At 73.2% G+C, this 11,584-nt stretch carries 11 protein-coding genes and 1 pseudogene; 8 read left to right on the top strand and 4 right to left on the bottom strand.

Annotation, left to right across the window (positions count from 1 at the left end):
• Nucleotides 1-60 precede the first annotated feature (60 nt).
• From ACZ6S5_RS07390 to ACZ6S5_RS07365, 6 genes are all read left to right on the top strand, one after another.
• Nucleotides 61-807: a lysozyme gene (locus ACZ6S5_RS07390; RefSeq protein ID WP_465998715.1), complete on the top strand. Its 747-nt coding sequence runs from the start codon at nt 61-63 to the stop codon at nt 805-807.
• A 67-nt stretch (nt 808-874) separates the two neighbouring features.
• On the top strand, nt 875-1,549 hold the full coding sequence (locus tag ACZ6S5_RS07385) for a peptidoglycan recognition protein family protein (RefSeq protein ID WP_465998713.1): 675 nt from the start codon (nt 875-877) through the stop codon (nt 1,547-1,549).
• 98 nt (nt 1,550-1,647) lie between these two features.
• On the top strand, nt 1,648-4,416 hold the full coding sequence (locus ACZ6S5_RS07380) for a cation-translocating P-type ATPase (protein WP_465998711.1): 2,769 nt from the start codon (nt 1,648-1,650) through the stop codon (nt 4,414-4,416).
• 23 nt (nt 4,417-4,439) lie between these two features.
• Nucleotides 4,440-4,802 (top strand): ArsR/SmtB family transcription factor, encoded by a 363-nt coding sequence (locus ACZ6S5_RS07375; RefSeq protein WP_465998709.1) that lies wholly within the window; start codon nt 4,440-4,442, stop codon nt 4,800-4,802.
• Nucleotides 4,799-5,440 carry an SRPBCC family protein gene (locus tag ACZ6S5_RS07370; protein WP_465998707.1) on the top strand — a complete coding sequence of 214 codons (642 nt, stop codon included), beginning with the start codon at nt 4,799-4,801 and terminating at the stop codon, nt 5,438-5,440. Before ACZ6S5_RS07375 ends, ACZ6S5_RS07370 begins: the two co-directional genes overlap by 4 nt.
• A 143-nt stretch (nt 5,441-5,583) precedes the next feature.
• Nucleotides 5,584-6,099, top strand: coding sequence for an NUDIX domain-containing protein (locus ACZ6S5_RS07365; RefSeq protein WP_465998705.1), 516 nt, complete (start codon nt 5,584-5,586; stop codon nt 6,097-6,099).
• A 19-nt stretch (nt 6,100-6,118) separates the two neighbouring features.
• Here the strand turns inward: ACZ6S5_RS07365 and ACZ6S5_RS07360 are convergent, their stop codons facing one another.
• Both ACZ6S5_RS07360 and ACZ6S5_RS07355 read right to left on the bottom strand, forming a co-directional pair.
• Nucleotides 6,119-6,658 (bottom strand): RNA 2'-phosphotransferase, encoded by a 540-nt coding sequence (locus tag ACZ6S5_RS07360; RefSeq protein WP_465998703.1) that lies wholly within the window; start codon nt 6,656-6,658, stop codon nt 6,119-6,121.
• A gap of 115 nt (nt 6,659-6,773) precedes the next feature.
• A complete protein-coding gene (locus tag ACZ6S5_RS07355; RefSeq protein WP_465998701.1) occupies nt 6,774-7,823 on the bottom strand; it encodes an aldo/keto reductase in 1,050 nt (349 codons plus the stop codon).
• A 261-nt stretch (nt 7,824-8,084) separates the two neighbouring features.
• On the opposite strand from ACZ6S5_RS07355, the gene pgi reads away from it, so the two are divergent.
• A complete protein-coding gene (gene pgi / locus ACZ6S5_RS07350; RefSeq protein WP_465999098.1) occupies nt 8,085-9,719 on the top strand; it encodes a glucose-6-phosphate isomerase in 1,635 nt (544 codons plus the stop codon).
• 103 nt (nt 9,720-9,822) lie between these two features.
• On the opposite strand, the gene ACZ6S5_RS07345 is transcribed toward pgi, so the two are convergent.
• Nucleotides 9,823-10,233, bottom strand: coding sequence for a type II toxin-antitoxin system Phd/YefM family antitoxin (locus tag ACZ6S5_RS07345; protein WP_465998699.1), 411 nt, complete (start codon nt 10,231-10,233; stop codon nt 9,823-9,825).
• 61 nt (nt 10,234-10,294) lie between these two features.
• On the bottom strand, nt 10,295-10,843 hold the full coding sequence (locus tag ACZ6S5_RS07340; protein WP_465998697.1) for a GNAT family N-acetyltransferase: 549 nt from the start codon (nt 10,841-10,843) through the stop codon (nt 10,295-10,297).
• A gap of 138 nt (nt 10,844-10,981) precedes the next feature.
• Between ACZ6S5_RS07340 and ACZ6S5_RS07335 the strand changes: the two are divergent.
• Nucleotides 10,982-11,553 (top strand): annotated as a pseudogene (locus ACZ6S5_RS07335) (IS607 family transposase).
• The last annotated feature ends 31 nt before the right edge of the window (nt 11,554-11,584 follow it).

The following is an 11,584-nucleotide window of genomic DNA, read 5'->3' as shown; positions in this document are numbered from 1 at the left end:
CTGACAGTTCCTTTCGTCAGACTCCCGCCGTCGGAAGGCGGCAACCCCCAGGGAGGAAACATGCACCGTCCCCTGCGATCGGCGCTGCGTACGGCCGCCGCCGCCCTACTCGCCACGGTCACCCTGACCGCCTCGGTCACCCTCGGCGCCACGCCCGCCAGCGCCGCCCCCGCCGGGCTGCCCGGCATGGACGTCTCCAGCTACCAGGGCAACGTGAACTGGTCCGCCGCCTGGAACAACGGCGCCCGCTTCGCGTACATCAAGGCCACCGAGGGCACGTACTACACCAACCCGTACTTCGCCCAGCAGTACAACGGCTCCTACAACGTCGGCATGATCCGCGGGTCGTACCACTTCGCCCGGCCGGACACCACGAGCGGCGCCACCCAGGCCAACTACTTCGTCGACCACGGGGGCGGCTGGTCCAAGGACGGCAAGACCCTGCCGGGCGCGCTCGACATCGAGTACAACCCGTACGGCTCGACCTGCTACGGCCTGAGCCAGTCCTCGATGCGCAGCTGGATCGCCTCGTTCGTCAACCAGTACTACGCGCGCACCGGCCGGTGGGCCACCATCTACACCACCACCGACTGGTGGACCACCTGCACCGGCAACACCTCGCAGTTCGCCTCGAACAACCCGCTCTGGATCGCGCGCTACTCCAGCACCGTCGGCACCCTGCCGGCCGGCTGGGGCACGTACTCCTTCTGGCAGTGGGCCTCCTCCGGCACCTTCCCCGGCGACCAGGACGTCTGGAACGGCACCCTGGACCGACTCAAGGTGCTGGCCTGCAACGGACCCTGCTGACCCGCACGCCGGTGGCGGGCGCGATCGCCCGCCACCGGCGGTGTCCGTCCCCGAGAAGGAGGCCCCGATGTCCGTTCCCGTTTCCCGGCGGGCCGTGCTGCGCGGCGCGGTCCTGCTCGGCACCGCCGCCGGCGCCACCGCGCTCACCCAGTTCGGCGGCGACCGGGACGCCCGGGCCGTCGCCGGCGCGGTCGACCAGCCCACCATCGCCAACTGCGCCACCTGGGGCGCGCGCCCGCCGTCGTCGGCGGTGAGCATCGTGCAGAGCCGCCCCAACAAGATCATCATTCATCACACGGCGTTCCCGAACTCCACCGACTACAGCCTGGCGCACGCCTACCAGAACTCCCGGGACATCCAGAACCTGCACATGGACACCAACGGCTGGATCGACTCCGGGCAGCACTTCACCAACAGCCGTGGCGGCTACCTCACTGAGGGCCGGCACGGCAGCCTGTACGCCCTGCTGCACGGGCAGACCATGGTGCAGGGCGCGCACTGCGTCGGACAGAACAGCCAGGCAATCGGCATCGAGAACGAGGGCACGTACCTCGACGTGCAGCCGCCGCAGGCGCTCTGGGACAGCCTGATCTGGTTCTGCGCGTTCACCTGCCAGCAGTACGGCATCCCGTCGACCGAGATCTACGGGCACATGGACTTCAACTCCACCCAGTGCCCCGGGCTGCTGCACGACCGGCTGCCGGAGCTGCGCAGCGCCGTCGCCGCCCGCCTCGGCGGCTGACCGCCCCCAGCGGGCCCGCCCGCCGGCTCCAAGATCGTACTGAAAACTGGACGTAGTGGCCTCGTTGCCGGCCGATGCCACTACCTCCAGGACCGAGCGTGACCGCCGAACGAGAACCGGCGGATGGCCGGAAACCGGCCCGGCGGGCGGCGGCGGTGGCGCAGCCTGGGACCGTGGCGGAGCGGCGGACGGCGGGCGGCGGCCCGGACCCACGCGCGCCGCTGCCCGAGCTGTACGCCGCGCTCGGCTCCGGTCCGGACGGCCTGGCCACCGAGGAGGCCCGCCGCCGGCTGGCCACGTACGGGCCGAACGAGCTGCGCCGGCAGCGGCGGCGCGGTTGGTGGCGGGAGCTGGCCCGGCAGGTCGTGCACCCGCTGGCGCTGCTGCTCTGGGTGGCCGCCGCGCTGGCCTGGGTGGCCGGCACCCCCGTGCTGGCCGGGGCGATCCTGGTGGTGATCGCGCTGAACGCGCTCTTCGCCTCGGTGCAGGAACGCCAGGCCGAACGGGCGGTCGAGGCGCTCACCCGCTACCTGCCCCGGCACGCCCGGGTCCGCCGGGACGGGCGCTGGCAGGAGATCCCGGCGGCCGAGCTGGTGCCCGGGGACGTCCTGGCCGTCGCCGAGGGCGACCGGATCTCCGCCGACGCCCGGCTCATCGACGGGTCGGTGGAGGTCGATCTGTCGGCGCTGACCGGCGAGTCCCTGCCGGTCTTCCGCGCGGCCGACGCGCCACCGGCGGCGGGCGGCCCGACCGAGGCGGCGAACCTGGTGTTCAGCGGCACCAACTGCCTCGGCGGAGAGGCTCGGGCGCTCGTGCACGCCACCGGCATGAGGACCGAGCTGGGCCGGATCGCGGCCCTGTCCCAGCGGGTCGGCCGCGAGGAGAGCCCGCTGGAGAAGCAGGTACGCCGGGTGGCCTGGCTGATCGCCGCGGTGGCGGTCGGCGCCGGGCTGGTGTTCTTCCCGCTCGGCGTATTCGTCGCCGGCATGTCGATCTCCGACGCCTTCACCTTCGCCATCGGCCTGCTGGTCGCCAACGTGCCGGAGGGGCTGCTGCCCACCATCACCCTCGCCCTGGCCGTCGGCGTGCGCGGCCTGGCCCGGGCGGGCGCGGTGGTGAAGCGGCTCAGCGCGGTGGAGACCCTCGGCTCGACCGACGTCATCTGCACCGACAAGACCGGAACGCTGACCGAGAACCGGATGCGGGTGGGCGCCGTCCGGGCCGCCGACACGCTGCGCGACCCGGCGCCCGGACCCGGCGAGCGGCCCGACCCGGCGCTGCGCGCGCTCGCGGTCGCCGTGGCGGCGTGCAACAACGCCGACGCCGACAGCGGCGACCCGACCGAGGTGGCCCCGTTGCGCCTCGCCGCCGACCTCGGCGTCACCGATACGGGCCACCCCGGGCGGCGGGCCCAGTTCCCGTTCGACCCGAAGCTGCGGCTGATGTCCACGGTCGACGAGCGCGACGGCCGGTTGTGGCTGCACACCAAGGGCGCGCCCGAGGAGGTGCTGGCCCGCTGCACCCGGGTGCTCGGCGCGGACGGCGCGGACCGGCCGCTGGACGAGGCGTACCGGACGGAGCTGACCGCGGCGGTGACCGCGCAGGCCGGACAGGGCCGGCGGGTGCTCGGGGTGGCGCGGCGCCCGCTGGACGCGGTGCCGGCGCGGCGCGCGGAGGCCGAACGGGACCTCGCCTTCCTCGGCTTCGTCGCGATGGTCGACCCGCCCCGCCCGGAGGTGCCCGAGGCGGTGGCCCGCTGCCACACCGCGGGCATCCGGATCATCATGGTCACCGGTGACCACGGGCTGACCGCCGCGGCGATCGCCCGGCAGGTCGGCATCGTGCGCGGCGAGCCGACCGTGGTGACCGGCGTGCAGCTCGACGCGATGACGCCGGACCGGCTGCGGGACCTGCTGGGTCAGCGGCGGGAGGTGGTCTTCGCGCGGGTGTCGCCGGAGGCGAAGCTGCACATCGCCGAGGCGTTGCGGGCCAACCACGAGGTGGTCGCGATGACCGGCGACGGGGTGAACGACGCGCCGGCGCTGCGCCGGGCGGACATCGGGGTGGCGATGGGCCGGACCGGCACCGACGTGACCCGCGAGGCCGCCACCATGGTGCTCACCGACGACAACTTCGCCACCATCGTGGCGGCGGTGGCCGCCGGCCGCCGGGTCTACGACAACGTCCGCAAGTTCATCCTCTACATCTTCGCCCACGCCACCCCGGAGGTGGTGCCGTTCCTGATCTTCGCGCTCTCCGCCGGCGCGGTGCCGCTGCCGCTGACCGTGCTGCAGATCCTCGCCATCGACCTGGGCACCGAGACGCTGCCGGCGCTCGCGCTCGGGCGGGAACCGGCCGAGCCGGGGTTGATGGACCGGCCGCCCCGGCGGCGCAGCGACAAGGTGGTGAACGGCCCGATGCTGATCCGCGCCTGGGGCTTCCTCGGGCTGATCTCGGCGGCGCTGGTGATGGCCGGGTTCTTCGCCGTGCTGCTGCGGGCCGGCTGGCACCCCGGCGCGCCCACCGGCCCCGCTACGCCGCTGCACGACGCGTACCGGGAGGCGACCACGATGACCTTCCTCGGCATCGTCGCCTGCCAGATCGGCACCGCGTTCGCGGCGCGCACCGAGCACGCCTCGCTGCGGTCGGTCGGGGTGTTCAGCAACCGGCTGCTGCTCTGGGGCATCGCGTTCGAGATCGCGTTCGCCGCGCTGATCGTGGCGGTGCCGCCGCTGCAGGACGTCTTCGGCACCCGCCCGCCCGAGCCGGCCATGCTCGCGCTGCTGCTGGCCTTCCCGCCGATCGTCTGGGGCGCCGACGAGCTGCGCCGCGCCGCCCGGCGCCATCACAAGCGCTCGCTTATATAAGCAAGGTCTGATAGAAAGAACGGGTGCACGCCTTCGACGTCCTCGGGGACCCGGTCCGCCGCCGGATCCTGGAGCTGCTGGCCGAGGGCGAGCAGACCGCCGGCACACTCGGCGCGACCGTCCAGCGGGAGTTCGGCATCAGCCAGCCGGCCGTGTCGCAACACCTCAAGGTGCTGCGCGAGCACGGCTTCACCACCGTGCGACCCGAGGGCACCCGCCGCCTCTACGCGGTCGACCCGGGCCCGCTGCGGCAGGTCGACGAGTGGCTGGCCGGCTTCCGCCGGTTCTGGACACCGCCGCTGGAGGCGCTCGCCACCGAGCTGGCCCGCGGCCGGCGGGAACGGCGGCTGCGCGACAGCAGCTCTGACGAAGGGACGACCCCATGATCGAGACAACCGGACAGATCAGCGCCGTCGAGCGCCGGATCGGCAGCCGTACGCTGCCCGCCGGCCAGGCCCGCGTGCTGACCATCAGCCAGACGTACGACGCGCCGGTGGAGGACGTCTGGGACGCCTGCACCAACGCCGAACGGATCCCCCGCTGGTTCCTGCCCGTCTCCGGTGAGCTGAAGCTCGGCGGGCGCTACCAGCTGGAGGGCAACGCCGGCGGCACGGTCGAGCGGTGCGACCCGCCGCACAGCTTCGCCGCCACCTGGGAGTACGGCGAGGAGGTGAGCTGGATCGAGGTGCGGCTCACCGAGGCCGGCGCCGGACGTACCCGGTTCGAGCTGGAGCACGTCGCGCACGTCGACGACCAGCGCTGGGCCGAGTACGGCCCGGGAGCGGTCGGCGTGGGCTGGGACATGGGTCTGCTCGGTCTGGCCTCCCACCTCGCCACCGACGGCGGCGGGGTCAGCCCCGACCAGGCCGCCGCCTGGGCCGGCTCCGACGACGGCCGCCGCTTCATGACCGAGACCAGCCGACGGTGGACCGAGGCCAGCGTCGCCGCCGGCACCCCGGCCGACGAGGCCCACGCGGCGGGCGACCGGGTCACCGCCTTCTACACCGGCGCCCCCACGCCGTGAGCCCGGGCCGCGCCGCCGGTCGGGCGGGGCGAAACGCAGGGGCGTTCGGGGAGTCGCTCTGGTTCACCCCGGAGAGGCGACGTCGGCGTCCGAGGGGGGACGACGGCTGACCGAGGGCCCGCCGGAGGGTAACGTGCAGCGGCGTGACCAGCGCACCGTACTCGCACTGCTCGTACTGCGGCGTGGCCTATCCGGCGGGCGCCGGCTGGCCCAGGATCTGCGCGGCCTGCGGTGAGACGGTGTGGCGCAACCCGCTGCCGGTCGCGGTGGCGGTGCTGCCGGTCCGGACGCCGACCGGCCTCGGCGTGGTGGTGGTCCGGCGGGACATCGAGCCGGCCCGCGGCGAGCTCGCCCTGCCCGGCGGCTTCATCGAGTACGGCGAGGAGTGGTCCGAGGCGCTGGTCCGGGAGCTGCGCGAGGAGACCGGTCTGCTGGCCGAGGCCGACGAGGCGCGGCTGTTCGCGGTGCACGGCGCGCCGGCCGGCGGCACCATGATGGTCTTCGGGGTGCTGCCCGAGCGGCCGCTGGGCGACCTGCCCCCGTCCGCGCCCACCGAGGAGGCCACCGAGTGGCTGGTCCTCACCGAGCCGGTCGAGCTGGCCTTCTCCACGCACACCCGGGTCCTGGCCGACTTCCTCACCGCCCAGCGCGCGGGCTGAGCCGCTCCGTCCGTCCCGGTCAGGCGCGGAGGTAGGCGGGTGGAACGGTGTCGGTGAGCCAGACGCCGTTGTCGCTGCGGTAGAAGACGAAGCCGTTCTCGGCCATCGCGGCGGCGTCCACGGTCAGCACCACCACCGTGCCGGCCCGGCGGGCACCGACCCGCCGGGCGGTCGCCACGTCCGGCGACAGGTGTACGTGGTGCCGCCGGCCCCGGCGCAGCCCTTCCGCCCGGATTGCCGGCAGCACGCTGTCGCTGGTGCCGTGGAAGAGCAGCTCGGGCGGGGTGGCCGGAGCCAGCCCGAGGTCGACCGGGACGGAGTGCCCCTGGCTGGCCCGGATCCGGTCGATGCCGTCGCCGCCCCGCGCCACGGCGAAGCGCTGCTTGTCGTTCCCGGTGACCACCGCGTCGAGGTCGACGCGGCTGAGCCCGAGCGCCGCGAGCAGGTCGGCGACCGGCACCCAGCCAGCCCGGTCGAGCGCCAGGCCGAACCGGTCCGGCCGGTGCCGCAGCGCCAGGGACATCCGCTTGCTCACCCGGACCAGGTCACGATGATCCACCCGGCCAGTGTGACCGATCAGCGGGCCGCGGGTCGACGGGGTTCGCGGACGGTGTACACCTTGTCACTGCCTTTGGAGCTGACATCACGAACGACTCGCCCCCCTTGCCCCCGGCTCAGCCGGCCGCCCGCTCCGCCAGCGGCCGGCGGCGGCGGGCCGGGTCGGTGAGCACGGGCGGCGCCCAGGCCCCGTCCGGCTGGTAGAGGTTGACCCCGGGCGGGACGATCTCGTCGATCCGGTCGAGCACCGCGTCGTCCAACGTGAGCGACGCGCCGCCGAGCAGCCCGTCCAGCTGCGCCATGGTGCGCGGGCCGATGATCGCCGAGGTGACCGCGGGGTGCGCCACGGTGAACGCGACCGCCAGTTCGGGCAGGGTGCAGCCGACCTCGTCGGCGAGCGCGACCAGGGCCTCCACGGCGGCGTACTTGGCGGCGTTGCCGGGCAGGGCGGGGTCGAAGCGGGCCGGGGTGCGGGCCGGCCGCCCGACGGTGAGGTCGACGGCCTGGCCCTGCCGGTACCGGCCGGACAGGAAGCCGGAGGCCAGCGGGCTCCACACCAGGACGCCCATGCCGTACCGCTGGCAGACCGGGAGCACCCCGGTCTCCACGCCCCGGGCCACGATCGAGTACGGCGGCTGCTCGGTGCGGAACCGGCCGAGCGCCCGCCGCTCGGCGACGTGGTGCGCCTCGACGATCTCCTCGGCCGGGAACGTGGAGCAGCCGAAGGCCCGGATCTTGCCGGCCCGGACCAGGTCGGACAGCGCGCCCAACGTCTCCTCGACGTCGGTGGTGTGGTCGGGGCGGTGCACCTGGTAGAGGTCGATCCAGTCGGTGCCGAGGCGGCGCAGGCTCTCCTCGACCTCCCGGACGATCCAGCGCCGCGAGTTGCCGCCCCGGTTGGGCCCCTCCCCCATCGGGAAGTGGACCTTCGTGGCGAGGACCACGTCGTCCCGGCGGCCCTTCAGCGCCCTGCCGACGATGATCTCGGACTCGCCGGCGGAGTACATGTCGGCGGTGTCCACGAAGTTCACGCCCCGGTCGAGGGCGGCGTGCACGATCCGTACGCAGTCGTCGTGGTCGGGGTTGCCGACCGCGCCGAACATCATCGTGCCGAGACAGTGGACGCTCACCTCGATGCCGGTGCCGCCGAGGACGCGGTAGCGCATGGGAATGCTCCCTTGGGGTACGCCGCGCTGACCGGGCGGCGGCCGGTCCCGCCACGCTAGGAATTCGAGTGCACTCGAGGTCAAGGCCGGCACCTCGAACAGATGTCCAAAGGACCCGCCTCCGTAGGCCCGCCCAAGGGGAGGGGGATCTCGGGTCGCGTCGCGCGCACCGGTCCCGGGTGGCAGGCTGGTGGGGTCGCCGGCAGCGGGGCGACGACGGCCCGCTGGCAGACCCCCGTCGTGAAGGAGAAGATCGACCCGATGGCTGTGGACGTCACCACCACGGACGAATGGCAGGCGCTGCGCAAGCACGCCGAGGCGATGCGCGGCACGCACCTGCGGGAGCTGTTCGCCGCCGACGGGCAGCGGGGTGACCGGCTCACCGGCGAGGTCGCCGACCTGCACGTGGACTACAGCAAGAACCTGGTCACCGACGAGACGATGGCACTGCTCACGGTGCTGGCCGAGCGGGTCCGGCTCAGCGACCGGATCGCCGCCATGTTCGCCGGGCAGCACATCAACTCCACCGAGGACCGGGCCGTCCTGCACACCGCGCTGCGCCTGCCGCGCGACGCCTCGCTGGTGGTCGACGGGCAGGACGTGGTCGCCGACGTGCACGCCGTGCTGGACCGGATGTCGGCCTTCGCCGAACGGGTGCGCTCGGGCGCCTGGCGGGGCCACACCGGCGAGCGCATCACCACCGTGGTCAACATCGGCATCGGCGGCTCCGACCTGGGGCCGGTGATGGCGTACGAGGCGCTCAAGGCGTATCGGGACGCGGGAATCACCTGCCGGTACGTGTCCAACATCGACCCCACCGACATCCACGACAAGACCACCGACCTGGACCCGGCCAGCACCCTGTTCGTCGTCGTCTCCAAGACCTTCTCCACTCAGGAGACCCTAGCCAACGCCAACCAGGCGCGGCGCTGGCTGCTCGCCGGGTTGGACGCCGACGAGTCGGCCGTCGCCCGGCACTTCGTCGCGGTCAGCACGAACGAGCAGCGGGTGCGCGACTTCGGCATCGACCCGGAGAACATGTTCGGCTTCTGGGACTGGGTGGGCGGCCGGTACTCGCTGCCCTCGGCGGTCGGCCTGTCGGTGATGCTGGCGATCGGTCCGAAGCGGTTCCGGGAGATGTTGGCCGGCTACCACGCGGTGGACGAGCACTTCCGCAGCACACCGGTCGAGCGGAACGTGCCGGCGCTGCTGGGCCTGCTCAACGTCTGGTACACGGACTTCCTCGACGCGCAGACCCACGCGGTGCTGCCGTACGCGCAGTACCTGCACCGGTTCCCCGCGTACCTGCAGCAACTGACGATGGAGAGCAACGGCAAGTCGGTGCGGGTGGACGGCACCCCCGTGACGTACCCGACCGGGGAGGTCTTCTGGGGCGAGCCCGGCACCAACGGCCAGCACGCCTTCTACCAGCTGATCCACCAGGGCACGCGGCTGATCCCGGCGGACTTCATCGCGTTCAGCCAGCCCAACCACGACCTCGGCGACATGCACGACCTGTTCATGTCGAACTTCTTCGCGCAGACCGCCGCGCTGGCCTTCGGGCGGACCCGGGAACAGGTCGAGGCGGAGGGCACCCCGGCGCAGGTGGTGCCGCACCGGGTGATGCCGGGCAACCACCCGAGCACCTCGATCATCGCCCCGAAGCTCACCCCGTCGGCGCTCGGCCAGCTGATCGCGCTCTACGAGCACATCACCTTCACCGAGGCCGCGGTCTGGGACATCAACGCGTTCGACCAGTGGGGTGTGGAGCTCGGCAAGGTGATGGCCAACCAGCTCGCGCCGAAGCTCACCGGCGACGCGCCGGACCTCGCCGACGTCGACTCCTCGACGGTGGCGCTGATCCGTCGCTACCGGGCCCAGCGCGGCCGGGACTGACCCTCGCGGCACGCTCGTCGGCGCCCGGCGGGCTTCTTCCGCCGGGCGCGGCCGCATCTCGACGCACGGCGGGCCCGCCGCTGATTCGGCGGGGACGGGCCGGTCAGTCGCGCAGCAGGTCGGCGTGGGCGGCCCGGAGTCGGGCGAGGGCCCGGTCGCCGGCCGGCGCCCACCGGTCGAGCTCGGCCCAGACCTCGGCGAGCGCGTCGGTGAGCGCCCGCCGTTCGGCCGCGTGCCGCCGGCTGCTCTGCCGGTGCAACTCCTCCAGCCGGCGGGACCAGCCGGCGCTGATCGCGGCGACGCGGTCGGCGTCGGCCCGGGTCTGCGCCGCCGTCCGGGCAGCGGGGGCGGGCACGATCGCGGCGATCGGACGGGGGTCACCGTCGCGGGTGACGACGGTGACGGTGTCGGTCAGCTCGGCGAGGGCGACGAGTTGGGTGAGCCGGGTGCGGACCTCGCGCAGCGGCAGGGCGCGCGGCTGGGGGGACCGGTCGGCCAGTGCGGGGGCAGCCATGGACAGATGTTCACGTCCGGGTACGACAAAACTCCGCCGCGTGTCCGCCCCCGCCGCGCGCCTACCCTGCTGGCTTCCACTCCGGGGCCAGCACCGACCAGACCTCCATGTCGGCCCGTCCCGTCGGCGTCGGGACGGCATCGCGGAGGACGCCGTCGCGGCTCATGCCCAGCCGCCGCGCGACGGCGATGCTGCGCTCGTTGCCGGCCTTGGTCACCCACTCCACCCGGTGGATGCCGCGGTCCCGGATCGCCCAGTCGATGACCACGCGGGCGGCGCGGGTGACCAGCCCCTGCCCCTCGGCCGCGGGCTCCAGCCAGCAGCCGGCCTCGCAGACACCGGTGGTGGTGTTGAGGGAGACGAACAGCACGCCGCCGACGAGCGTGCCGCGCTGCCAGATGCCCCAGATGCCGCCGTCGTCGCGGGCCCACCGGTCGGCGTAGTTCTGCAGGACCTTGCGGGCGGACGCGGCGTCGGTGGCCACGAAGGAGGCCCCCACCCAGGGGGAGATGTGCTCCCGGCACCGGTCGAGGTTGGCGAGGAATTCGTCGGCGTGCCACGGCTCCAGCGGGCGCAGCTCGGCGTCGTCGGTCAGCGAAAGGGCGAACATCCTCAGCAACCTAGTGGGCTCGCCGCCGGCCGCGCAGCGGGTTTCCCACAGGACGCTGCGACGGCCGGTCAGGGGCTGACGGCTGTTGGCGATTTTATGGTCAAACATGGTCAATGCGTGGTGGCCTATCGTGGCCGTGTGAAGCTTTCGGTGTGGGCTCGCCGGCAGGGGGTGAGCTATCAGACCGCCTGGCGATGGGTGAAGGACGGCAAGATGCCCGTCCCCGTGCGCCAGGCGCCCTCCGGAACGTGGATCGTGACCGAGCCCGCGAGCGCTGAAGGTCGCGTAGTCGCGTATGCCGTCTCTACTGGGCCGATCAGAAGGACAGCCTGGACCGGCAGGCCATACGGGTTGTGGAGGGCGCCAACGCGCAGGGTCTCGCCGTGGGTGAGGTCGTCAAGGAGGTCGGCTCCGGGCTCAACGGCAAGCGGCGCGAGCTGCACCGGGTCCTGGCTGACCCGACCGCTGCGGTGATCGTGGTCGAGCACCGGGATCGGCTTGCCCGGTTCGGTGTCGAACATTTGGAGTCCGCGCTGTCCGCGACGGGGCGGCGTGTGGTTGTCCTGAACTCGCAGGAGAGCACCAGCGACGTGGTTCGGGACATCACCGAGGTGCTGACCTCGATGTGTGCCCGGCTGTACGGGCCTCGGGCGGCGAAGAACCGTGCGGCCCGGGCCGTGGCCGTGGCGACCGGTGAGGACGCCGAGTGAAGAAGTTCCAGCCGCGGCCCGGTTTCGTCGT

The sequence above is a fragment of the Micromonospora sp. NPDC051924 genome (assembly GCF_055586005.1).
The sequence above is the reverse complement of the archived record's forward strand: the minus strand, read 5'-3'. Positions and strand labels throughout refer to the sequence as shown.